We start from the raw sequence: 23388 nt of genomic DNA, 5'->3' as shown, positions 1-23388 counted from the left end.
CAGGGTGTTTGAGCGAATCGCGATCCGACACTGCTAACAGACCTTGTCCATTCGGCAGCCAGGCAGCGCCTTGAAACGATAGAAAGCCCCGCGTAAGGGGTTTCGCAGTGGCATTTTCCTGAACGTCGATGCTATACAATTGCGTAAAACTCAACTCCGGCTCGGTGGTCGATTCACCCTGAAAATTGAGTCGGTTAATGACTTTTGCTTTTTTATCTTCAACATCCTTGTTCAGATAAGCCCGGATTTCGGCCAGTGATCCATCTGGATTCGGTCTAATTTTCTTATCCGCGAGCAGAAAGTCATTATTGCTGAAACCTGGCTTTTCCAGCGACCAGGCTGGTGTTTTCTTGCCCGGATTCAGAAGGCTGTCTTTGAGCATTTCGGCCATTGCTACGTTCACCGTAAACGCAATACGTTTCCCATCGGGCGACCATTTCGGGCTCGAAGCCGAATACGTACCATTAGTGAGTTGCCAGGCCTCACCTCCATTCAGCGGCATTACAAACACCTGCGATTTGCCTTTTACCGTGCGAACAAAAGCCAGTTGTGTACCATCGGGCGACCAGGCAGGCTGCCGGGCTGACTCGCTTCCGTGCGTTAACGCTTTAGCATCGCCAGGTTTCAGATTCGTCAGATAGATGTGACTTTTGTATTCGTATTCTTCTTTCTGGTCAGGATTCGGTTCGATGGTTGTCAGCGTATAAACTGCCCGCTGCCCATTTGGAGCCAGTTCGATACCGCCCACATTTTTGATTCGAGTCAGGTCAGTAACCGTAATTTTTGACTTCGTCTGGGCGCAAACGACTTGCACCGTAACGGCGAGAAGAATAAAAAGTTGTTTCAGCATAGTTTGTTATGAAAGTAATGGTACGTAACGTTCTCGAATAATATTGGCGTGGTGCGTAGCATGACCAACCAGCACAAAACCTAAAGCCAATACGGAGATCGTCTGATTAAAGGCTATGCCGCTACGTAGCAACACGGTAGCGTCGAAGCTCTTATACAAAGCAATGGTCGATGCTCTGACCGCAGCATATTCATCATACAAATCAGGAATCGTTCGATTAAGCGCGGTTGTATTTCGACCAAATAGTTCTTCGTCGTAGCCTGGAAGTGATGTCTGATCCGTACGAGCGAAACGTAACGCGCGGTACGTCATAATGCGCTCGTTGTCAATAACGTGCTGTAAAATATCCTTTACAGTCCACTTATTGGGAGCATAGCGGAGATCGCCCAGGGCTTCGAGCGTTTTTGCCGGAATCAGATTTTCAAAAGAAGCGCCTTGCTCCAGCGCGTCGAGAATCAGCATGTTATCGGCCAGATTAATATACCGGTCGAAAAACTGCGGCATTACGGGAATATCAGATTTTGTCATAGTCAGGCTGGAGGTAGTGTACAAAAATAACCACGGCGGCCTAGAGAACACAGCGATTATTATTTTTCGCTCTGGGTTCTCTGGGCCGCCGTGGGTAATTCAGCTTATTTTTTGGGCTTGGCCGGTGCACCGGTTAATTCTGTAATTAGCCGGTCAGCTTTGTAGATGTAGCGCATGGCCGCGATGATGCCGCCAGCATGAACCGAGATGGTCCGATTGGCGTCGGGAACAAAAATGAATTCACCCGGTAAACTTTCCATGTTTCCATCAAAAGCCAGGCCGACGGCTTCCCTATTTTTGTTGATCATCGGACTCCCTGAATTACCACCAATAATATCGTTGGTTGAGATAAAGCACATCGGCTGGTTCAGTAATGCCATTGGCGGATTTTTCCAGCGATCAGGTAAACTCCAGGGATATTTGTCGGCAAACGAATAATTACGGTCGTATAGCCCGGCAAAGGTGGTTAGAATTGGCGCCTTTGTTCCGTTGTAGTCATATGATTTCACAACTCCATCGTTGATCCGTAGCGAGAACGTAGCGTCGGGTGGTACAGCCGTACCATACACATCATATAACATCCGCCCCAGCTGACCACGTAGTACTTCCTGACGCTGAACGAGTTGGCGGGCCTGACGTGCCGCTGCTACGTAGCGCGGGAAACCGATACGTGCCAGCGCCAGCAAGGGATCGCTGGAAGATGCCACCGCTCCGGGCCGAGTCGTTAATTCCTTGACAAAATTCGGGTCTTTCAGTTTTGTGTTTTTGAGCAGATACGTAGCGGCTTCTTTCGGCGTCCGGTTTTTACCGTCGGGGGTCGTCAACGCATTTTTTACGTACGGATCGTCATGGCCCAGATTAGCCTGCGCTTCGGTCAGGTGAGCGGCCAGATAAGCTTCTTCCAGGGTCATATTTTTAATAGCTGGAATCTCCACCATCGAGCGGGCGCGTTCGGCATCCTGCGGGCGCGACGTCAGTAACTCCCCGTATTGGGTCAGAATATTTGCGAAGGCCAGTAATTCACCCGTAGTCCGTTCGCTCGGAGCGAGGTAATTCGCATCTCTAAACAAACTCCGTAACTGCGCTGTACTGCTGGCAATTTCGCTCCAGGTATTTAATTGATCGGTGGGCAGATTTTTCGCTTTTGCAGCCGCTTTAAACTGATTTTCGAAAACAGCCTTACGCGCCATCAGACTAGCGTCGCGCAAGCCCGCCAGTTGGCCACCGTACGCTTTTAAGCTATTTTCATAGCTAAAAATCTCATTCAGAATGCTGTCGTTCTTCGCCGTTACGTTGTACGCTTGTAAAGCATCTGCACGATTACGTAGTAGCTGAATCGTAGCGGGTGTCTGTAAATCCCGATCAAATTCAAGTTCGGCTACGGTCTTGAGTCGTTCTGTATGCCCAGGATTACCAATTACAAAAATCGGTTCGCCGTCGCGGATACCGTTGGGATTGAATTTGAAAAAATGCGTCGTTTGTAAGGGCTTGCCATTATCATATACCCGAAAAAAGGAGCAATCAAGGGCGTAGCGTGGATACGTAAAGTTGTCATAATCACCACCGAAGAAGCCAAGGGCCAGCTCAGGCATAAACACGAGTCGGACGTCCGTATAGCGTTTGAATCCGTAGAGGGAATAGCGACCGCCGTTGTAGAACGTAATGGTTTGCAACTCCAGCCCTTTCCAGCCTACTTTCTGCCCATATTCCTGCTTGATCGCCGAAAAGATCTGTTCACGAGCTTGTAACTGCGCTTCATCTGACTGCCCTGAACTACCACTACTCATGGCATCCTGCACCCGCTTCGTGATATCTTCTATCTTCACCAACTGATCCACAAACAAGCCGTCTACCTTACGTTCTTCGGCGGCTGTTTTGGCAAAAAATCCGGTTGCATTCAGATCCTCGCCTTTACGCGCAACACCCGTACCCGATTCGCGAGCGCAGTGATGGTTGGTCATGACCAACCCATTGGCTGATACGAACGAAGCCGAGCAATAGTCGGCAAAACGCAGGGAGGCTAATCGGGTTTCCTCAAACCATTTTTCGTCAGCGGTGAAATTGTATGTTTTCTGAAAATAGGCCGATGGAGGATTATCGAACGTCCACATCTTGCCCAGATCAAGCGGTCCGCCTTTGGTGGAGTCGGGAGTGATTGAGGGCTGCGCTAATGACAAACTCAATAAGAACGTCGAAAAGACGCAGGTTAGTAACGTAGTGCGGAGGTTTATAAAATGCATTGAGCTAATCGATAGATTGATAATACGTTAGTAAAACGCAAAATTGACCTGAAATGAGGTAGGCGCCCTTCTCACCAGCTTGATTGATGTTAAACAACAGGGCCGGTTACGTATAACCGGCCCTGTTGTTTAACTCATTTCGTTCTGGGCAACCATCTGTTGGCCAACTTTGTCATCTTTTCGAACAAAAGGCCTGATAATGAGACGTGTACCTCGCTGATACGTAAAGAGCCGATACATCCAGTTACTGAAAACGATCAGCTTACTACGAAAGCCGACCAGATACCAGATGTGAACGAACAACCAGGCCATCCAGGCGATAAATCCACCCAGATGAATTTTGCCGGGCAGGTCGGCAACCGCTCTGCTACGTCCAACGATGGCTAATGAGCCTTTATCGAAGTACTCAAAGGGCGTAGTCGGCTCATTGTTGATAATTCTGACCAGGTTTTTAGCCAGGTGCTTACCCTGCTGAATGGCAGGTTGTGCTACGCCCGGATGTCCTTTCGGATAATCAGGTAATTTCATGAAAGCAATGTCGCCAATCGCGAAAACGTCGTTCAGTCCCTGGATTCGGTTTATGGGGTCAACCAGGACGCGCCCTTTTTCAATCGATTCGGCAGGAATACCATCAATTAAGGCGCCTGTTACGCCCGCGCCCCAGACCAGCGTCTGCGTTCTGATTTGCTCTCCCCCTTTGAATGTTACCGTTTCGCCATCGTAGGATTCGACTAACGTATTTAGCTTAACGATAACCCCCAGATCCTCCAGATACCGTTGCGCATCTTTTCCAGCTTCGTCCGACATCGGCGGCAACACCTTTCCCAATCCTTCTACTACGTAGATATTCATCTGGCTGAAATCCAGACCTGGGTAGTCGTTCGGCAGTACGTGTTTGCGCATTTCAGCTAATGACCCCGCCATTTCAACGCCTGTCGGACCGGCTCCGGCAATAACGAACGTCAATAAACTTTGGCGCTCGGCGGGGTCGGTTGTGATGCTGGCCTGTTCAAAGCACTGTAGAAACTGACTGCGGACATTGAGTGCTTCAGGAATGGTTTTAAGCGGAAAAGCATATTTCTGAATCTGCTCGTTTCCAAAAAAATTCGATTTAGATCCGGTGGCTATCACTAAGAAATCGTAGTGCAAATCGCCAATCAGCGTATGGATTGTTTTGGCAGTCGTATCAATTTTACTAACCCGCACCATGCGGTAGTGAAAATCCTCGTGGCCATCAAACATCTTACGGAATGGTTCGGCAATGGCGTCGGCCTCCAGACCCGCCGTAGCAACCTGATACAACAATGGCCAGAATCCATTGTAGTTTTGCTTGTCGAACAGTACAACCTGTACCTTTTCGTTACGTAGTGCTTTGGCTAAATTCATACCGCCAAAACCTCCGCCGATGATAACGACGCGCGGTTTGGTTGTATCGGGTATATTCAGGGAAAGTTTATCGAATTGAAGCATATCAGTAGAGCGCTTTCAATAAAGCCAGTTTGTTTTTAGTACCTTATTGTCAGACGTTTTGTTTTATATATAGAACAAAAATTAACGTATTGTCGTGCTGATACGCGGACTGTTATACGATTTCGTTACTCGAAAAGGTTAATTAGTAAACGAACGTAGGTTGCAGGCTCTGTGGGCCTGAACCCTGATCTATCAATCGTCTTCTTCATCCTGATTTTTCTGGTATGCGCGTAGGTTTAACAAGCCTGTTGATTTTATTGGTCTGGGAGTCTGTGTATGGGCAGGTAGCGCCTGGTCGCTTTACGGTTAGTGGCTACGTTCGCGAGCAGGGTAGTCAGGAAGCCCTCATCGGCGTCAATGTCTATCTACCCGGCACCAGCACAGGTACGGCAACCAATACGTACGGATTCTATTCGCTGACGTTACCCGCACAAGACAGTGTTCGGCTGGCTTATTCCTTTGTTGGCTACGAAACGACCGAACGTACTCTTCCACTACGTTCTAACCAGACGCAAAATGTAATTCTGGTACCCGGTCGGGTGCTGGAAGAAGTGCAGGTTACCGCAGGCGTTATGACTGAGAAAGTGAGCGAGAGCCCGCAAATGAGTTCGATTGACGTACCGGTCTCCCAGATCAAAAAGATTCCCGCGTTTCTGGGCGAGAAGGACGTATTAAAAGTGCTGCAACTGATGCCAGGGGTGCAAAAAGGCTCGGAAGGGCAAACCGGCATTTATGTACGGGGAGGTGGGCCGGACCAAAACCTGGTTATTCTGGATGATGCTGTGGTCTACAACGCCAATCATTTATTTGGTTTTTTTTCGGTCTTCAACGGCGATGCTATCAAAAGCGTTGAGTTAATAAAAGGAGGCTTCCCAGCTCGTTATGGCGGTCGACTCTCTTCGGTAATCGACCTGAATATGAAGGACGGTAACCGCGAAAAACTTCACGGCGAAGGTGGCATTGGTCTTATTGCGTCTCGTCTGATGCTGGAAGGGCCATTGACAAAAAATAAGAAAGGGAGCTTTCTGGTGTCGGGCCGGCGAACGTATCTGGACGTGATTGCAGCTCCCCTGGTTCGGGCCGAAAGCAATGGTGAACTCAACGCAGGCTATTATTTCTATGATCTGAACGCCAAAGCCAATTATGATTTTAGTCCAAAAGATAAATTGTACCTGAGCGGCTATTTTGGTCGGGATAAATTCCACGCTAAAGACAATACACAAAATGCTGAAACGGGGCTGACCTGGGGTAATGCAACCGCTACGCTCCGCTGGAATCACCTGTTCAGCCAGAAGCTATTTTCAAACCTCTCGCTCATCTTTAGTGATTACAAATTTCAGATCTCTGCCGTTGAGACGGGTACTAATGATGCACAGACGTACTCGCTTCAGTACAATTCGGGAATTCGTGATTTTGCGTTGAAATACGACTTGGATTTTTATCCGACGCCCCAGCATTCAGTACGTTTAGGTCTACAGAGTACATATCATCGCTTTACACCAAGCGCCGTTGTGTTGCAAAATGCCATTATCAGTCAGTCTATTAATAAGGTTAACAACATCGACGTACTCGAGTCAGGAATTTATGTAGAAGATACCTGGCGGCCCAACAGTCGCTGGCGTATGAATGGAGGATTACGGCTAAGTTATTTTCAAGGAAATGACATCGGCTATATCCGACCTGAACCCAGATTATCGGCGGCCTATACTCTCAAACCGGATTTGTCAATAAAGGCCTCGTATGCGCTTATGAATCAATACGTTCATCTGCTATCCAATACTGGAATCGGACTGCCTACGGATTTATGGGTCCCTACCACCGACCGGGTGAAGCCTCAGCAATCGCAACAGGTAGCCGTTGGAATGGCTAAAGATTTCTCAGACAAAGGTTTGACGTTAACGGTCGAAGGCTATTACAAAACGATGAATAATATCATCAACTATAAAGAAGGGGCCAGCTTTCTGCTTATCAATGATCCAACGCAGGCGAATAGCGTTCGTTGGGAGGACAATGTAACGGCGGGACGAGGGTGGTCTTACGGCGCGGAAGTTCTATTGCAGAAAAAGGTCGGCCGATTTTCGGGCTGGGCGGGCTATACACTTTCCTGGACCCAATGGCAGTTTGCTGAGCTGAACGCAGGTCAGCCGTTTTTTCCTCGTTACGATCGTCGACACGATGTTTCGCTGGTCGGTATTTACGAGTTGAATAAGCGCATTACGTTATCGGCCGTCTGGGTGTATGGTACGGGAAATGCGCTGACGGTGCCGGTAGGGCGGTATGATACGTATCGACCAGGTAATACGTTGGTTTACGGTGGTACGCCCGGCATTATTCAGAACTTTTTCCAGAACGTTCGAACGGTGGATGACTACGGTACTGAAAAAAATACATTCCGGGCAGAAGCCTATCACCGCTTCGATGTAAGCATTCAGTTTCACAAGAAGAAAAAGAGTCATGAACGTACCTGGGAATTCAGTTTGTACAACGCGTACAATCGCCGAAACCCGTTTTTCTACCGACTCGAATCTGTAACGGGCACGGCTACTGAACCCGCTCGAACAGCGCTATTTCGTTATTCTGTTTTTCCGATTGTACCGGCAGTCAGTTATAATTTCAAATTCTAATGCGCGTACTTATGCGTTCCGATTCGATTAGCTGCGTCTTACTAATTCTTCTTACAGGACTGGGAGTCTTTTCCGGCTGCACGAGTCTGCGCAATGAGGTCGATCCTAACTTGCTGGGTGCGGCCTCTACCAAGTTGGTCGTTAGTGGGTTCATTTCTCCTCAGGATACTACGTTAGCTATTAAGGTAACGCGCTCAAACACAGTTGTTGGCGATAGTATAAGCCTTCTTCAGACCGGGAATAATGTATCAGATGCTACAGTTACGCTTTCGGACGGGAACAAATCAGTTACGTTGCCTTACAACAATGTTCCTCCTGGTGATACAGTAAGAAACAGGCCGTATTATAGCATTAGTGCAAAGTTGCTGCCTATTGTGGCAGGTCGTACCTATACGCTTGCTGTAACGACTCCTAACGGGCAACGCGCTACCAGTACGTGTACCATACCGGCAGCCGTTCCGTTAGCAGCAATCAAGATAGACTCTATAAATCGTCGCTATTTTATTACAATCAAATGGCAGGACCCGGCTGGGCAGGCGAACTATTATCAGGCTGCGGGTATTTTCCGGTACATTGCTTCTAACTGCAGGGCTTGTCAGAATGAAACGTACAACATTCTTTCGTTCGATGACGATAGCCGGGGCCTGGTTAGTGATGCTGGTTACGAAGGTGGAGAAATGGCGTCTGGTCGTGCTTATTTGACTTCGTCGGGAATCACTAACTTTTATAATCAGTACAAAACGGCCAGCGTAACTGCTAATCTGATGAGTGTTGATCCAAATTTTTACCGATTCCAGAATGCTGCCATGCGACAACGGCGTTCCCGAAACAATCCGTTTGCTGAACCCGTGCTAATTCCCAGCAATATTGAAGGTGGATTAGGCTGTTTTGCGGGATACAACAACGCTGTCCTGACGCTCAAGCTGAAATAATTTACCTACGCAACCTTACAACCTTTTGCCAGACGCTCTACTCTCATTAGTTACATATAACCCTTTTGTATGCGTCTTTTTTTATCTGTTCTTGCGAGTACATTTTTCCTATTCTTTGATCTAACCGCCCAGGATCTATCCAGCCGTATAACCATCAGTGGTTATGTGCGCGAGCAGGGTAGTCAGGAAGCCCTCATCGGCGTCAATGTCTATCTACCTGGCACCAGCACAGGTACGGCAACCAATACGTATGGATTCTATTCGCTGACGTTACCCGCACAAGACAGTGTTCGGCTGGCTTATTCCTTTGTTGGTTACGAACCGATTCAGCGCACTATTGGGCTTCGGCGTAATACTACGTTGAATGTGTTATTAACTCCTGGCCGGGTACTGACGGAGGTTAATGTAAAAGCGAGCCGTACGGAAGAGAAAGTGAGCGAAAGCCCACAGATGAGCTCAATTGACGTACCGGTCTCCCAGATCAAAAAGATTCCCGCGTTTCTGGGCGAGAAGGACGTATTAAAAGTGCTGCAACTGATGCCGGGGGTACAGAAAGGTTCGGAAGGACAAACGGGCATTTATGTACGTGGAGGTGGCCCCGATCAGAATCTGATTATCCTGGATGAAGCTACCGTTTATAACGCCAATCATTTATTCGGTTTCTTTTCCGTCTTCAATGGCGACGCCCTAAAGAGCGTAGAGTTGACAAAAGGGGGCTTCCCGGCTCGCTACGGTGGGCGTCTGTCGTCGGTCATTGAATTGAATATGAAGGATGGGAACAAGGAAGAGTTGCATGGAGAAGGAGGAATTGGCTTAATTGCCAGTCGACTAACCCTTGAAGGTCCGTTTACAAAAAACAAGAAAGGGAGTTTTCTCGTATCGGGCCGGCGAACGTATCTGGACGTGATTGCAGCTCCATTGATCAGTGCACAAAGCGACGGACAAACGAAGGCGGGCTACTATTTCTATGACTTTAACGCTAAGGCGAATTATGATTTTGGTCCCAATAACAGAATTTATCTGAGCGGCTATTTTGGTCGGGATCGTTTTTATGCCAATGAGAAGGGTAATGGTACCGATGTAGGAATCGGTTGGGGTAACGCCACGGGTACGCTTCGCTGGAATCATTTATTTAATCAGAAATTATTTTCTAACCTATCGCTGATTTATAGCAATTACGAGTTTCGAATTTTAGCCGACGAACGTACCGCCGACACACTCAATACGTCGCTACGGTATACGTCTGGTATCCGCGATTTATCAGCAAAACTTGATTTCGATTATTACGTATCGCCACAGCATTCTTTACGTTTCGGGACTCAGGCCATTTTTCATCGCTTTACGCCTAGCGCGTTGGTTGTACAGAATCGTTCCATTGATGAATTCAGGAGTGATGTACAAGCTATTAACGCGGTTGAAGCTGGTATTTATGCTGAAGATACGTGGCGCCCTAACGAGCGGTGGCGTATAAATGGCGGACTAAGGCTGAGTCTGTTTACGCAAAACTCTTCCAGCTATGTGCGTCCTGAGCCTCGTCTGTCGGCTTCGTATCAGCTACGGCCAGGCATGTCAGTAAAAGCTTCATACGCCACAATGAATCAGTACATCCATTTGCTCAGCAATACGGGTATTGGACTGCCTACGGATTTGTGGGTACCCACTACCGAACGTATTGCCCCTCAGCAATCGCGGCAGGTGGCTGTTGGGCTGGCCAAAGATTTTGCTGACAATTTTGTGCTTGGAAATGGATTTGCCCTTACGGTAGAGGGGTATTACAAAACCATGCAAAACATTATCAATTACAAGGAAGGTGCCAGCTTTTTACTAATCGATGATCCTACCTCTACAGAACAGGTGCGCTGGGAAGATAACGTAACAGCTGGTAGAGGATGGAGCTACGGTGCCGAAGTGCTTCTCCAGCGTAAAACCGGACGGCTGTCGGGTTGGTTAGGCTATACGCTCTCCTGGACCCAATGGCAATTCCCGGATCTGAATGCAGGCAAACCATTCTTTCCGCGTTATGATCGCCGTCATGATGTATCGTTGGTGGGTATTTATGAATTAAGTAAGCGTATTACGTTATCGGGTACCTGGGTTTATGGAACGGGTAACGCGCTCACTGTGCCCGTTGCCAATTATCGCGCCTTTCGGCATTCGCCAGGAATTCAGACAGTTTATAATAACAACGTACCATCCATTATTGCCCCATTATTCGATTATGGACCAACTGTCAGCGATTATAGTCAGCAGAAGAACAGTTTTCGGGCAGAAGCTTACCATCGGTTTGACATTGCTATTCAATTTCATAAGCGAAAGAAACACCACGAACGAACCTGGGAATTTAGCTTATATAACGCTTATAATCGCAGAAACCCGTTTTTCTACCAACTCGAATCCGTAAATCAGGGACAGGGTCAACCAAGTCGCACGGCTCTTTTTCGGTATTCAGTATTTCCCGTAGTGCCTTCGTTCAGCTACAATTTCAAGTTTTAATTATGAAATTCAACGTATTGACCTATTTATTAATAATCCTATTTTTTGTCTCCTGTGATAGTTTACGGCAGGAGGTTGAACCGAAGGGAATTGTCCAGGAACCTCAGAAATTAGTCGTTGCGTGTTTTATTTCACCTCAGGATACGGTGCTGGCTGCTCGTGTAACGTATTCACTTCCAGTACTGGGAACAGGTAGCCAAAATAATTCTGATGTACCTAACGCAACGGTCAGGTTGTCGGACGGAGATCGTTTTGTTCTATTACAGCCGGAGAAGATAACCGATGCGTGGTTGTATGGGGGTAGCTATACGCTATATCGTGCCAATCCGGATGAGTTCCCGATTATAGCCGGCAAAAGTTATACCTTAATTGTTCAGGTGCCGGATGGACGCCAAGTAAAAGCAATCTGCAAAGTACCTGGCTCAGTACCTCTGCAACAGGTTATAATAGATTCAGCAATAACAACAGAATTTGGCGATAGAAGAAAAAGCTATTACGCTCGTCTGCGCTGGCGTGACCCCAGTGGAGCTACTAATTTTTATCGGGTTGCTGGAAACAATGAATATGCTCAGCGAAGATTGATCAGTACGTCTCCCAACGGCAGTGGCCCTTTTCGGGATACTGTTGTTTATTATAGGGGCGACTGGTTTTTTGAGAGGGGGACAACAATTACAGATGCTGGTCGGGATGGGGAAGAAATTACGTCAACCCGTGGGCGATTATCGCCTTTCTCCTACACCCTTGTTAACGGCATCTGGCTAGCGACGCCACCTTCTGGTCAACTACAGGCTTACCTTCTTAATGTCGAAGAGAATTATTATCGTTATCATGATGAAGTAGAGCGACAGAATCAGTCTCGTGACAATCCCTTTGCAGAACCCGTCCCAATTTCAACCAATATCCAGGGCGGACTAGGCTGTTTTGGCGCTTACAACCGTTCAAGCCTCACACTGTATATAAAATAAAACCGCGCCCGATCTTTACTGAAGATCGGGCGCGGTTTATAAAACTAATCGAGTCTACACGTTCTGCGTAGCGCTGTGAATAATCTCCGTTTGCTTACGGATCGATTCCATATGAATGATCTTGTAAATCTCTTCCACTAGTTCTGGATACAATCCCAACTTCTTTCCTAATTCAGTACGGGTTTGCAGTATTTCTTTCCAGCGTTCAGGCTGAAACAGCGTAACATTATTGTCGCGCTTGTATTCGGCCAGCCGTTCAACCAGCGCCATACGAGCCGCGAGCATTTCTACAATCTGACGGTCTACGTTGTCAATGCTACGTCGTGATTGCTCTGTGAACGTCTGAAACTCCCGGTTCGATGATTCGACCTGCCGAATTTCCAGATGATCGAGCATTTCGCCAAAAGCGGCTGGCGTTAGTTGCTGAGCGGCATCACTCCAGGCTTTGTCTGGATCAATGTGCGACTCAACAATCAGGCCATCGTAATTCAGGTCCATCGCCATCTGTGCCAGTTCGTTCAGGTAGGCACGCTTTCCTGCCATGTGGCTCGGGTCGCCAATGATCGGCAGTTGTGGGAAAATGGATTTTAGTTCGATCGCCATTTGCCACATCGGGATATTCCGGTATTTACTGGCTTCGCCCGTAGCAAACCCACGGTGAATCGCCCCCAGTTTGTTGATACCTGCTCCGGCGATACGTTCGAAAGCACCAACCCACAGAGCCAGATCCGGGTTAACCGGGTTTTTAATCAACACAGGTACATCAACGCCCCGGAGCGCGTCAGCAATTTCCTGGACATTAAATGGATTAACCGTAGTACGAGCACCAATCCACAGAATATCGACGCCATACTTCAACGCCAGTTCAATGTGTTCAGGAGTGGCTACTTCAACGGCAAATGGGAGACCCGTTTCAGCTTTGGCCCGCTGAAGCCAGGGAAGGGCGGCTTCGCCCATGCCTTCAAAACTGCCAGGACGCGTGCGAGGCTTCCAAACACCCGCGCGAATAACGTGCACAGCGTTCAAGTCCTTTAGCTGCCGGGCGGTTTCAACTAGTTGATCTTCAGTCTCAGCGCTACATGGTCCAGCGATGATCAGGGGTTTGCCGTTGGTCTCAATCCACGATTCCAGCGGCTCTACGGCTAATTCTACTTTCATACTAGGGGTAATCTACGAGTAATACCTACACTCTATCGGGAACTTTCAATCAGATTTTTTAGTATATTTGCATAAGGAACCAGCTGAATTTCAAGCCGGTTCCTTCATTTGTCTAAAAGGGTTTTTAATTTGTTGAATCAAGTCGCGCCGGGACTTTAACTGATTGACCGAAATTTCGTTATATATTTCGGTCGTAATTACCGACACGCATTGTCAGCTATGCAAATAGCACCGTCCAAACGGAGCACTATTATGTCGAACCGAAGTAATCTAATGCCGGAGGCTGTCCAGGGGATTACAGAAGTAAAACCTGTTTCATTTGAGGACACTTCGATTGCTTTTTCGTCTCAGTCGAACTCCAAACTTCGAAAAACGTACTGGCTATTTTCGTTGATGAATCACGGATGGCTGGTAAATTTAGGAACTTTTTTTATAAAGATAGCCCTACGTCTTCATCTTCCCATTAAATTCCTGATAAAGAATACGATTTTCGAGCAATTCTGCGGAGGAGAAAGCATACGTGACTGTGAACCAACCATTCAGCATCTTCACAATGCGCATGTTGGGACTATTCTTGATTATTCGGTGGAAGGGGAGGATACCGAGAAAAGTTTCGATGATACCACGCTTGAGATTCTGCGAACCATCGAGCGAGCCAGCGAATCCGCTGATATTCCATTCTCTGTTTTTAAGGTGACTGGAATTGCCTCGACGGAGCTACTCGAAGCTGTACAGCTCGGCGATTCACTCAATAAAGAGCAAAAAGTTCAATTTGAGAACGTAATGAAGCGGGTTGATTCGCTTTGTCGACGTGCGTATGAACGAAACGTTCGAATTTTTATCGACGCCGAAGAAAGCTGGATTCAGGATACAATTGATTCGCTGGCTTATGAGATGATGGATCGTTACAATCATGAGCGCCCCGTCGTTTATAATACGTATCAAATGTATCGCTGGGAGAGTCTTGATCATCTTCGGCGGGATACGGCCGAAGCGCAGGCGAAGGGGTATTTTCTGGGTGTAAAGCTGGTACGCGGGGCATATCTTGAAAAAGAGCGGCTACGATCGCACGAAGAAGAGTATCAGGACCCGATTCAGGCAACCAAAGAAGATACTGATCGCGATTACAATGCCGCCATTAATTTTTGCCTGGAACACCGCGATGTTATTTCCATTTGTCTGGGCACTCACAATGAAGAAAGTTGTCAGTACTGCATTAGTCAAATGAAGGAGTTAGGGATTAAACCGGATGATCCGCATATTTACTTCGCGCAGTTACTAGGAATGAGTGATAATATTTCATACAATCTGGCTAATGCTGGCTATAACGTAGCGAAATACGTCCCTTACGGTCCAGTTGACGCTGTAATGCCTTATTTATTTCGACGGGCCGAAGAGAACAAATCCATTGCCGGGCAGAGCAGCCGGGAGTTTAATTTAGTAAGTGATGAATTGAAACGCCGGAAAAATTGTCGGCTATAAATAGTGTGTGCCATAATCTCTGTAAAGGTTATGGCACAACTGAGTTTACTGACTGGCACAGCAAACCGAATGATCGAGTCATGCTGTGCCGTACTTTTTCTTATGATCCAGAAAAATCCGCTTAAATTTTTTCTTCTGTCACTATTTCTGATTTTACTCGATCAGGGTGTGAAGTTAGCTGTACATTTCTACATGGCTCCCGGCTTTGCAGGACAGATTAAACTTGTTGGCGATTGGCTGAAGCTGCACTATGTACTAAATCCGGGTATGGCATTTGGTATGCAGCTAGGCTATGAGTATGGTAAACTGCTGCTTAGTGTGTTCCGGTTATTTGCTATGGCAGGAATTGGCTATTATCTGGTCAATCTGGCCCATCGTGGTGCACCAGATGGTCTGCTTTGGGCAATGGCTATGATCTTGGCGGGTGCCGTTGGAAATGTAATTGACAGTACGTTTTACGGTGTTTTCCTCAATAACGCACCTTATGGCTCGCCAACGCCTTGGTTTCATGGACAGGTGATAGATATGATTTTTGTGGATGTCTGGGAAGGCTTCATCCCAGACTGGGTCCCGATTTGGGGAGGGCAGTATTATTCAACGCCTATTTTCAACATTGCCGATTCATGCATATTCGTTGGGGTCTGTTTAATTCTATTTTTTCAGCGTCGTTTCTTTGGGGAACAGGCCATTGAAGATAGTATGCTTCCTGTTTCCGGACCTGATGCAAACAACGCGTCTGTATTACCCACTGCTGAGTTGATTGAAGAGCAAACGAACGAAACTGAGCATAGTGAGGATTCAATATCAGATAACAACGATAAGCAGACAGACTCCGAATCTGTTCTTCCCGACGAACAGAAACGAAGCGAGTAGCGACGTTCCTCATGCTTCATTGTGAAGCTATTTAGCGTAATTTTTCTATAAATAGTTGCATATTATATATTATCGTATCACCGTTTGTTTGTGACGGCCGTTACGTTGCTCGTCAAATACAATTGTAATGTATTGACGAGTGAGCTTTTATCGGATTATTTCTCTAATAGTTGCCTTTCAATTTGCTTCTTGGGCCACTGTTTCAGCGCAACGCTCTGAAATCTGGCGGGAAAAGCCTGGCACATGGTTATTAAATATTGGCTTGGGGGCTACCCGCTACGTTGGTGACTTAAACGAACGTAGCAACCTGTCTCATTTACAGTTGGGTACGGCCGTCAACGTAGCGGCAGCTTTCAGGTATTCTCCTCAACTTACGTTCAGGGCAGAAGCTCAGCTCTATTATATTAGGGGCACGCAGCAGAACACCCATCTGGCTTACAATAACTTATCGTTTCGAAGTATAAACCCTGATATATGGGCAGGCTTTCAATGGGATTTCTGGCGAGACGACAACCGGAACCATATTATTATTCCTTACGCACTGGCTGGCATGGGATTGACGCATATCACTCCCAAAGCGAGATATAAAGGGAGGTCTGTTAGCTTAGCTCCACTACGCACGGAAGGTTTCGCCTATAATCGCTTGCCAATTATTCTGCGCTATGGTTTAGGCGTACCTATAGCGGCTACTGAGCGTTTCAAGTTTCATCTGGAAGGCGCTTATTCGCATGTGTTTAGCGACTACGTTGATGATGTTAGTACAGTGTATGCTGATCAGAGTAGTATGGAGCCTACGGCCGCTGCCCTGTCAGATCGTCGTCCAGAGTTAGGCCAGCCGCTGAATCCTGTTGGTGCCAAGCGTGGGAATCCAAACAGGCGCGATGGGTATTTCACGTTAACAGCGCGGCTTATTTTCATCATCATTACACCCTCTCAGCGGAATTACCGACGAATGTTTGGGCGTTAGGGTTTTGGGGGCTTTTGCTGTACTTTTGGCGTTCAAAACCAACAGAAGACTGCTTCCTCCGGATGAATCCAGCTATTTTTATTAATGCGCTTCAACAAGAACTTCAGGGAATTCAATATGGTCAGCACCCACCTGAGCTTTACGAGCCCATCCAGTACATTATGGATGTCGGTGGTAAGCGGATGCGTCCGTTGCTCACGTTGATGGCAACTTATCTATTTACGGATGATTGGCGTAAGGCCGTTCGGCCAGCTTTAGGTATTGAGGTTTTTCACAATTTCACACTCATGCATGACGACATTATGGACAAAGCTCCGCTACGTCGTGGCCAACCGACAGTTCATGAGAAATGGAATGAGAACGTAGCAATTTTGTCCGGTGACGTAATGCTGGTGAATGCGTACCAGCTACTACTGAATGTGGAAGCTGATAAGCTCAAGCCGGTTCTGCAACGGTTCAGTCGAACGGCGGCTGAAGTGTGTGAAGGACAGCAAATGGATATGAATTTCGAGGCTCGCTGGGACGTAACAGAAGCTGAATATATCGATATGATCCGTCTCAAAACGTCGGTACTGCTTGGTTACTCTCTTGAACTCGGTGGACTAATAGCTGGTGCTGATGCCGAAACAACCCAGCATTTGTACGAAGGTGGCATGAACATTGGCGTTGGCTTTCAGTTGAAAGATGATCTGCTGGATGTATATGGTGATCCGGCTAAGTTTGGGAAGCAGGTTGGGGGAGATATTATTGCTAATAAAAAAACGTTCTTATTAATCGAAGCGCTTCAGCAAGCAAAAGGTGCGCTTAAAGATGAGCTGACTGGCTGGCTTAACCAGAAGAATTTTGATAAGGCTGAAAAGGTAAAGGCCGTTACGTCAATTTATGATCAGCTTGGTATTCGCCAGTTAACCGAATCACGTATCGGCGATTATTTTGCAAGGGGCTTCACCAATTTTGACGCTGTTAGAGCTGATCCTGATCGTAAAAAATTATTGATTCAATTTGCTAAGCAACTCGTTGAGCGGGAAAGCTAATAGTTAAATAAATAGTATAAACGGAGTGAGGCATTTACATACTTATAATTCATTAATGATATTCCATTATTCATAGTTTATGAGCATAACCCTTATTATCGTTGCCATTACGGTCATTGTTAGCATTATGGCCTGGAATAACTACAGCTTAATGGATCGTTGGGTTATGAATCCGTATGATGTTGCCAAAAAAGGGCAATATTATCGACTGGTAACGTCGGGTTTCCTTCATGCCGATTGGGGACACTTGATTTTCAATATGATGAGCCTATTTTTCTTCGGCGGATTTATTGAGCAGCTATTTGGGCTTTTATTTGGCGCCAGCGGGCCTATTTATCTGATTGGTTTCTATCTAGTTGGTATTATCGTATCAGACATCCCAACCTTAATAAAACATCGTAACGATCGTAGCTATAATTCGTTAGGGGCATCGGGTGGCGTATCGGCTATTCTTTTTGCCGCTATTCTATTCCGTCCATTGACGCCGATCTATCTTTTCTTTATCCCGATTGGTATCCCAGGTTTTATTTTCGGAGCCCTATATTTGACTTACTCTTATTATGAAGCGCGTCGAGGAATGGGTACCGTTAATCATGACGCTCACTTTTATGGGGCGTTATTTGGGGTCTTATTTATGATTGTGGTTTATCCTCCCGTCTTGCCACAGTTTTTCGACCAGATTGCGGGTTGGCGACTGTTTTAGTATATGCAGACTCTATGGTAAGTCCGTTCAGCCAACCTTATCCGATTGACACTAATTGGCTGTCATCAATACGTAGGGCAGCTATAATTGGCCTTTTCGTTGGTCTGTTTTTGAGTGTATTCCAGCCATTTGACCTAAATACGTGGAATACATCCGGTAAATTTCTAAAAATAATGGGGTTTGGCGTTGTTACATTCGTTATAACAGCTATCCATTTTCCGTTATGGCCAACCTTGTTTCCCCGCCTGTTTACTGAAGAGAAGTGGACTGTGGGCCGCGAAATTCTATTCATCACTGCCAATGTTTTATTGATTGCTGTTGCCAATCGTTTTTATCTGGAATCGCTTTTACAGGCAGAGGGAAAAAGTGGCTTTAGTTGGATAGGAATGATTTTGGTAACCTTTCTGGTTGGGATTTTTCCCATTACAGGTTTAGTGCTGGTAAGCTACATTCGACGGCTCAAAAAATATAGTCAGGCTGCAGCCGAACTACCAGCTCTTTCATCTAATCCTGATGACAGTCGTCGTCCTAAAATAGCACCTGAAAAGGTAGCTAGCAGCGTCATAACGCTTGTCGCGGAGAATGAAAAAGATAAGCTTATCATATCGCCCGGGGATTTATTGTTTATTGAGTCAAGCGATAACTATTGCACCGTTTTTTATTGGAAAAATGGTGAACTGGTTAAGCCACTACTACGTAGCAGTTTGGGGCGGTTAGAGAAGCAAATCGGCCTGACGCATATTGTACGTTGCCACCGCTCTTACGTTGTAAATTTGAATCGGGTGGAGCGCGTAACGGGCAACGCGCAGGGCTATAAACTCCATTTGTCAGGAGGGCAGTTTCAAATTCCCGTGGCTCGGCAATATAACGAGACGCTGATAGCCGAACTAAAAGCGCTGTGATACGTCCCACCATTGGTCCCAAAACCGGTTTTTCGTTGTCAAACTTCCCAAAAACCGCTATTTAGCCCTTTTAACTGTATCAGGTTTACTGACTGTTGTAGGTTTGTCTCAACGAACGAGATCCTAAAAACAGCCATGAAAACGCTCATCCTTTCTTTGTTAATCCTTCATATAGCTACTGGCTTTACTGCCCTTATAGTAGGATTAATTCCTATGTTCTCAAAAAAAGGAAGTCGATTGCACAACCGCACCGGATTGATTTATGTCTTCTGCATGATTGCTGTGGCGATAACAGCACTACTACTTTGCGTACTGCAACCTTTCAAAATGATGCGATTGTTTCTGACAGGTATTGCCATCTTTAGTTTTTATCTCAGTATGACGGGATGGCGAGCTACTAAACAAAAGACTAAAAGCCCTGGCTTCGGTGATCGGTTACTGACCCGCGTTACGTTGCTAGCGAGTGCTGCTATGATTGGCTTCGGAATCTATTTAATAAGTCGGCCGGGCGATGTCTTTTTTCCCATATTGTTTACGTTTTTCGGTACGCTGACAGGCGTTTTTGCGGGGCAGGATTATCGGCAAATTGGTCGCCCAGTGGAAAAAATGCATTGGTTTTTTCAGCATTTCACGCGTATGGGCGGTTCCTACATTGCTACGTTTACTGCTGCTCTGGTTACCAATATTACCCACGTATTACCTGCTGATGCCCCCGCCTTTGCCGGGACAATCGCCTGGATTGCCCCCAGTGTTGCGGGAGGAATGCTCATAGGACGTACCGTAGCCTATTATAAAAAGAAATTTACTACGTCTAAACGGTCGCAAATGACCGCCATATAAGTTAATGATTGTAATTATGGAGCAGCCGGGTATCTAAAGAAAGACAATCTAAATTCTATGCTTTCACTATCTCAGCGTCTAAAAAATCAACGACTTTTGTTCGAGCGTTTGACAGACGTTGGCTTCCAGACAAACCGGCCAATAAGTAAAAGTGGGATACCCAACGTTATCCAGGACATTACATCCCACAGGTTGTTGCCTACCAGTGCGGCTATCAGTCCGAATAAACTAATAATGCCAATCCATAACGGAATTGCCCAAATGTGCCAGAAATCACTTTTCATAGTTTTCTCCTTTCTGCCAGCCAAGCGCTAATATTTCCAGTTCTTCGAGCTGTTCTACAGATTGTTTGCGATTTGAGGCTGCCACCCGGGCAAGTTGAGCTTTCGTGGCTTTGTTACGCACAAACCACAGATATAGGCCACTGCCTAAGACAACAATAGTTATGATATCAAACAGCGCCCAAATAATTTTAAGTGGCAATCCGCCGTAATCGCCAAAATGAAGCGGCTGCGATAGAAAAAGCGCGTTTGCGTACCAGGGCAAATCGCGCATATCCGTCAGCTTGCCCGTTTTAGCGTCGATTAGTGCAGGTTTAACCAAGCGCTCAGTGAGCGGTGTGTTGCCTCGCATAAATATAGCATAATGGTGCCTGCTGGAATAAGGCGTACCCGGATAAGCTATAAAGGAAGGAGTCATGCCCGGAGCCACTTTATTTGCTACGTTAAGTGCCTGATCAAGCGGGCTCAGTTTTCCACTCAATGGCGACGCGTTCTTGTATGGTGCCACCATTTCAGCCAATTGTCCCTGCTGCCAGAGACCAATTACAATTTCAGACATCGTGTTGATTACACCAGTCAGCCCCACTACCGTTGCCCAGACGACTGTAGCTACGCCAAGCAGGTTGTGCAGATCAAGCCATTTCAGGCGAGTCGATTTTTCGGTACGTACCATGCCAAAATTAAATCGACGCATAATCGGACTGTACAGCATCAAACCGGAAACGATGGCGACCACAAACAGGATTCCCATCAGACCCAGAAAGAGTTTGCCTCCGATACCCATAAACATATCGACATGAAGTTGAAACATTACGTACATAAAGCCTTCCTGTACGTTGGGCTCTTCGAGGATTCTGGCGGTACGATTATCCAGAATAACGAGCTGATAATTATCTGCCGGAGCCGTTAGTGAATCCGATAAAGTAAAGGTGGTCGTGTTAGGTTCATGTTCATCCCAGTAATTGTAGCGAATAACTTTATGGGGAAACTTCTGCCGAACAGTCTGGGCTAATTGCTCAAGAGATAACTGAGGTGTCTCTGCTGACATCTGTGGAGCCAGTTTGGGTTTGCCCTCCATTTCTTCGATTTCTTCATGGAAGATTAAGGGTAAGCCCGTCAGGCAAAGCATCAGCAGGAAAGCTGTGCAAATCAGGCTAGTCCATTTATGAATCTGGAACCAGGCTTTAACTTGTTTTGCCGTACTCATGGTTGCCGTTAGTTAAAATTTATAGCTTACGCTACTTACAAAACTTCTTAATCGCTTGGGATTCATCCTTGTGTAATCAATCCAGTTTTGCTGGTTTGGCAGATTATCCGCAGCCAAGCCGTTTGATAATAGAATCAGACAAAAGGTAGCTGAGTTATAGATTAGCTGATATAGGCGAGTATACTATTGCAGGTCGACGACTATTTCAGCATTCATCAGTTGATATTCTTTTGGAGAAAGGCGGCCGCTGCGTCAAAAACTCCTCGAGGATTTTCTAGATTCATCAACGTCAAGCTTCATCTATCTGCTTACCCCCTACGGTTTAGCTGTTTGCCAATTCCACTCACAAAACAACACGAAAAGTGGAGTAATAAAAAATTGTTTTTAATTAATCTAAATAGATATTATAGATAATACTATATCCAGGCCATTTAATAAACTTATTAGGTAGTATTATCGGAAAAACTGTTGAAATATAGAAATTGTAAAATGCTCTGAGCTGGCAGTTAGTTATTACGGAGTGCTCAAAATGAGTTAAATAGCCTGCATAAGCAGGAGTGAAGAAAAATAAATGGACCCATCATTGACAGGTAATGGTTGCACAATAAACGTTAATTGTACAGCCAGATTGACTGTTTTAAGCAGAGTAAAAGCCCTTTACGTAATCATTAATTTTTAAGTGAACAGATTAGGTAAAACAGCTTATATAAACTATTAGTTGTATGGAGCAGAATGCACTAAATCAATTTTACCATGAATCCCGGAAAAGAGTATGTTGCCATGATTCGTGAGCAAAATAAATCGGCTCGAAGCCTGCCTCTTTACATGGCATGGGAGTTCATGCCAAGGCCTATACAGCGAACCGTAAACTACGAATCAGAAGTATTAGACAGATTGGTGAAAATAAACCGCTGGCAGTTACCTACGTCAATTCGCCAATTGCTGGGACAACCAGAATGGGCCCTGGTCGTAACAGATCGTTGGCAGACAATACAATACGTTAATGAGCCATTTGAACAGATGACGGGCTACGGCTTGAAGGAAGTCGTAGGCCAAAAACCAAATTTTCTACAAGGGATCAATACTGATTTAGGCGCTCGGCAACGGATGAAAATGGCTATTGAGCAGGAAGAGCCTTCTAAAGAAATTGTACTCAATTACCATAAAGATGGCACTACGTATTGGTGCGATATTACAATTTTTCCAATACGTAATGATCGGCAGCAACTAGTTAGCTTCATTGCCTTTGAACAGGAAGTTACTTTATGATTGGCACAAGCTGTAAATCAGCAAAGCAATTTTCTGACTTCAGGAGCGATTGGCAAGTGCAGCGGTAGAAACTTAAAAATTACGGTGCTACGTTAATTGCTTGCTACAATTTTAGCTGGCTACAATGAAGACTTATTGAGGAAACGTAGGCAATTCAACGATATTTTTAGGGCGGATCCGTTTACTCCGTTATAATTTTTTTGACAACTGGCAGCGCTTTTTCAGCCCACATGCGCATTTGTTTAGCGGAATAATGCAGACCATCGGAAGCAAACTGCGTGTGGTCACCAGCCGCAGCTCGACTCAAGTACGTAATGTCGATGTAAGCGATTCCCGCTTTTTGGCATTCATCTTTTGCAACTGCATTAAACTGGTCGATCTCCCGGGCAATCTGGGGTTTGTTACGTTCAGCGGCAAAAGGTGAGGCACCCCAGTCGGGAATTGACAGGACAAATACATGGTGGGCTTTATTATCGGCAAACGTAGTGGCCGTTTGTAACAACTCCCGGAATTCCTTTCGGTATGTATGCAGACTTTCGCCCCGATATTGGTTATTGACGCCTATCAACA

General features: G+C 46.2%; 20 protein-coding genes. 12 read left to right on the top strand and 8 right to left on the bottom strand.

What is annotated here, in order from left to right; translation table 11 throughout:
* The 4 genes from ACOJS8_RS13680 to ACOJS8_RS13665 all read right to left on the bottom strand — a co-directional run.
* A partial coding sequence (locus ACOJS8_RS13680; RefSeq protein ID WP_420149102.1) for a TolB family protein occupies positions 1 to 850 on the bottom strand: 850 nt, incomplete at its 3' end.
* Positions 851 to 856: 6 nt separating this feature from the next.
* A complete protein-coding gene (locus tag ACOJS8_RS13675; RefSeq protein WP_420149101.1) occupies positions 857 to 1378 on the bottom strand; it encodes a DinB family protein in 522 nt (173 codons plus the stop codon).
* Positions 1379 to 1482: 104 nt separating this feature from the next.
* Complete coding sequence (locus ACOJS8_RS13670; protein WP_420149100.1) at positions 1483 to 3618, bottom strand: S46 family peptidase; 2136 nt, start codon at positions 3616 to 3618, stop codon at positions 1483 to 1485.
* Positions 3619 to 3747: 129 nt separating this feature from the next.
* Positions 3748 to 5088 (bottom strand): NAD(P)/FAD-dependent oxidoreductase, encoded by a 1341-nt coding sequence (locus tag ACOJS8_RS13665; protein ID WP_420149099.1) that lies wholly within the window; start codon positions 5086 to 5088, stop codon positions 3748 to 3750.
* 224 nt (positions 5089 to 5312) lie between these two features.
* Here ACOJS8_RS13665 and ACOJS8_RS13660 point away from each other — a divergent pair, with 224 nt between their 5' ends.
* From ACOJS8_RS13660 to ACOJS8_RS13645, 4 genes are all read left to right on the top strand, one after another.
* The gene (locus ACOJS8_RS13660; protein WP_420149098.1) at positions 5313 to 7712 is read left to right on the top strand and encodes a TonB-dependent receptor; all 2400 of its coding nucleotides are present in this window, start codon (positions 5313 to 5315) and stop codon (positions 7710 to 7712) included.
* Positions 7712 to 8644 carry a DUF4249 domain-containing protein gene (locus ACOJS8_RS13655; RefSeq protein WP_420149097.1) on the top strand — a complete coding sequence of 311 codons (933 nt, stop codon included), beginning with the start codon at positions 7712 to 7714 and terminating at the stop codon, positions 8642 to 8644. The genes ACOJS8_RS13660 and ACOJS8_RS13655 overlap by 1 nt, the downstream gene beginning before the upstream one ends.
* 69 nt (positions 8645 to 8713) lie before the next feature.
* On the top strand, positions 8714 to 11137 hold the full coding sequence (locus ACOJS8_RS13650) for a TonB-dependent receptor (protein ID WP_420149096.1): 2424 nt from the start codon (positions 8714 to 8716) through the stop codon (positions 11135 to 11137).
* A 2-nt stretch (positions 11138 to 11139) separates the two neighbouring features.
* Positions 11140 to 12102 carry a DUF4249 domain-containing protein gene (locus ACOJS8_RS13645; RefSeq protein ID WP_420149095.1) on the top strand — a complete coding sequence of 321 codons (963 nt, stop codon included), beginning with the start codon at positions 11140 to 11142 and terminating at the stop codon, positions 12100 to 12102.
* A gap of 54 nt (positions 12103 to 12156) precedes the next feature.
* Here the strand turns inward: ACOJS8_RS13645 and ACOJS8_RS13640 are convergent, their stop codons facing one another.
* Complete coding sequence (locus tag ACOJS8_RS13640) at positions 12157 to 13260, bottom strand: chorismate mutase (protein WP_420149094.1); 1104 nt, start codon at positions 13258 to 13260, stop codon at positions 12157 to 12159.
* A gap of 273 nt (positions 13261 to 13533) precedes the next feature.
* Here ACOJS8_RS13640 and ACOJS8_RS13635 point away from each other — a divergent pair, with 273 nt between their 5' ends.
* The 7 genes from ACOJS8_RS13635 (at position 13534) to ACOJS8_RS13605 (ending at position 20061) form a co-directional block, all read left to right on the top strand.
* Positions 13534 to 14742: a proline dehydrogenase family protein gene (locus ACOJS8_RS13635; RefSeq protein WP_420149104.1), complete on the top strand. Its 1209-nt coding sequence runs from the start codon at positions 13534 to 13536 to the stop codon at positions 14740 to 14742.
* Positions 14743 to 14844: 102 nt separating this feature from the next.
* The gene (locus tag ACOJS8_RS13630) at positions 14845 to 15615 is read left to right on the top strand and encodes a lipoprotein signal peptidase (protein ID WP_420149103.1); all 771 of its coding nucleotides are present in this window, start codon (positions 14845 to 14847) and stop codon (positions 15613 to 15615) included.
* 139 nt (positions 15616 to 15754) lie between these two features.
* Positions 15755 to 16582, top strand: coding sequence for a hypothetical protein (locus tag ACOJS8_RS13625; protein WP_420149093.1), 828 nt, complete (start codon positions 15755 to 15757; stop codon positions 16580 to 16582).
* Positions 16583 to 16644: 62 nt separating this feature from the next.
* On the top strand, positions 16645 to 17616 hold the full coding sequence (locus ACOJS8_RS13620) for a polyprenyl synthetase family protein (RefSeq protein ID WP_420149092.1): 972 nt from the start codon (positions 16645 to 16647) through the stop codon (positions 17614 to 17616).
* Positions 17617 to 17695: 79 nt separating this feature from the next.
* Positions 17696 to 18319, top strand: coding sequence for a rhomboid family intramembrane serine protease (locus ACOJS8_RS13615; RefSeq protein ID WP_420149091.1), 624 nt, complete (start codon positions 17696 to 17698; stop codon positions 18317 to 18319).
* Positions 18320 to 18333: 14 nt separating this feature from the next.
* Complete coding sequence (locus ACOJS8_RS13610; protein WP_420149090.1) at positions 18334 to 19221, top strand: LytR/AlgR family response regulator transcription factor; 888 nt, start codon at positions 18334 to 18336, stop codon at positions 19219 to 19221.
* A 135-nt stretch (positions 19222 to 19356) separates the two neighbouring features.
* Positions 19357 to 20061 carry a DUF2306 domain-containing protein gene (locus tag ACOJS8_RS13605; RefSeq protein ID WP_420149089.1) on the top strand — a complete coding sequence of 235 codons (705 nt, stop codon included), beginning with the start codon at positions 19357 to 19359 and terminating at the stop codon, positions 20059 to 20061.
* Positions 20062 to 20147: 86 nt separating this feature from the next.
* Here the strand turns inward: ACOJS8_RS13605 and ACOJS8_RS13600 are convergent, their stop codons facing one another.
* Positions 20148 to 20345: a hypothetical protein gene (locus tag ACOJS8_RS13600; protein WP_420149088.1), complete on the bottom strand. Its 198-nt coding sequence runs from the start codon at positions 20343 to 20345 to the stop codon at positions 20148 to 20150.
* The gene (locus ACOJS8_RS13595) at positions 20335 to 21549 is read right to left on the bottom strand and encodes a PepSY-associated TM helix domain-containing protein (RefSeq protein WP_420149087.1); all 1215 of its coding nucleotides are present in this window, start codon (positions 21547 to 21549) and stop codon (positions 20335 to 20337) included. Before ACOJS8_RS13595 ends, ACOJS8_RS13600 begins: the two co-directional genes overlap by 11 nt.
* Before the next feature lie 753 nt (positions 21550 to 22302).
* On the opposite strand from ACOJS8_RS13595, the gene ACOJS8_RS13590 reads away from it, so the two are divergent.
* On the top strand, positions 22303 to 22818 hold the full coding sequence (locus ACOJS8_RS13590; RefSeq protein WP_420149086.1) for a PAS domain-containing protein: 516 nt from the start codon (positions 22303 to 22305) through the stop codon (positions 22816 to 22818).
* Between the two features lie 181 nt (positions 22819 to 22999).
* On the opposite strand, the gene ACOJS8_RS13585 is transcribed toward ACOJS8_RS13590, so the two are convergent.
* The coding region (locus ACOJS8_RS13585) for an SGNH/GDSL hydrolase family protein (protein ID WP_420149085.1) at positions 23000 to 23388 on the bottom strand (389 nt) is incomplete at its 5' end.

The organism is Spirosoma sp., from assembly GCF_048594605.1.
GTDB lineage: Bacteria > Bacteroidota > Bacteroidia > Cytophagales > Spirosomataceae > Spirosoma.
The sequence above is the reverse complement of the archived record's forward strand: the minus strand, read 5'-3'. Positions and strand labels throughout refer to the sequence as shown.

Coding starts and splice junctions, on each gene's coding strand:
- ACOJS8_RS13675 (WP_420149101.1), bottom strand. CDS start 1,378: ATGACAAAATCTGATATTCCCGTAATGCCGCAGTTTTTCGACCGGTAT.
- ACOJS8_RS13670 (WP_420149100.1), bottom strand. CDS start 3,618: ATGCATTTTATAAACCTCCGCACTACGTTACTAACCTGCGTCTTTTCG.
- ACOJS8_RS13665 (WP_420149099.1), bottom strand. CDS start 5,088: ATGCTTCAATTCGATAAACTTTCCCTGAATATACCCGATACAACCAAA.
- ACOJS8_RS13660 (WP_420149098.1), top strand. CDS start 5,313: ATGCGCGTAGGTTTAACAAGCCTGTTGATTTTATTGGTCTGGGAGTCT.
- ACOJS8_RS13655 (WP_420149097.1), top strand. CDS start 7,712: ATGCGCGTACTTATGCGTTCCGATTCGATTAGCTGCGTCTTACTAATT.
- ACOJS8_RS13650 (WP_420149096.1), top strand. CDS start 8,714: ATGCGTCTTTTTTTATCTGTTCTTGCGAGTACATTTTTCCTATTCTTT.
- ACOJS8_RS13645 (WP_420149095.1), top strand. CDS start 11,140: ATGAAATTCAACGTATTGACCTATTTATTAATAATCCTATTTTTTGTC.
- ACOJS8_RS13640 (WP_420149094.1), bottom strand. CDS start 13,260: ATGAAAGTAGAATTAGCCGTAGAGCCGCTGGAATCGTGGATTGAGACC.
- ACOJS8_RS13635 (WP_420149104.1), top strand. CDS start 13,534: ATGCCGGAGGCTGTCCAGGGGATTACAGAAGTAAAACCTGTTTCATTT.
- ACOJS8_RS13630 (WP_420149103.1), top strand. CDS start 14,845: ATGATCCAGAAAAATCCGCTTAAATTTTTTCTTCTGTCACTATTTCTG.
- ACOJS8_RS13620 (WP_420149092.1), top strand. CDS start 16,645: ATGAATCCAGCTATTTTTATTAATGCGCTTCAACAAGAACTTCAGGGA.
- ACOJS8_RS13615 (WP_420149091.1), top strand. CDS start 17,696: ATGAGCATAACCCTTATTATCGTTGCCATTACGGTCATTGTTAGCATT.
- ACOJS8_RS13610 (WP_420149090.1), top strand. CDS start 18,334: ATGGTAAGTCCGTTCAGCCAACCTTATCCGATTGACACTAATTGGCTG.
- ACOJS8_RS13605 (WP_420149089.1), top strand. CDS start 19,357: ATGAAAACGCTCATCCTTTCTTTGTTAATCCTTCATATAGCTACTGGC.
- ACOJS8_RS13600 (WP_420149088.1), bottom strand. CDS start 20,345: ATGAAAAGTGATTTCTGGCACATTTGGGCAATTCCGTTATGGATTGGC.
- ACOJS8_RS13595 (WP_420149087.1), bottom strand. CDS start 21,549: ATGAGTACGGCAAAACAAGTTAAAGCCTGGTTCCAGATTCATAAATGG.
- ACOJS8_RS13590 (WP_420149086.1), top strand. CDS start 22,303: ATGAATCCCGGAAAAGAGTATGTTGCCATGATTCGTGAGCAAAATAAA.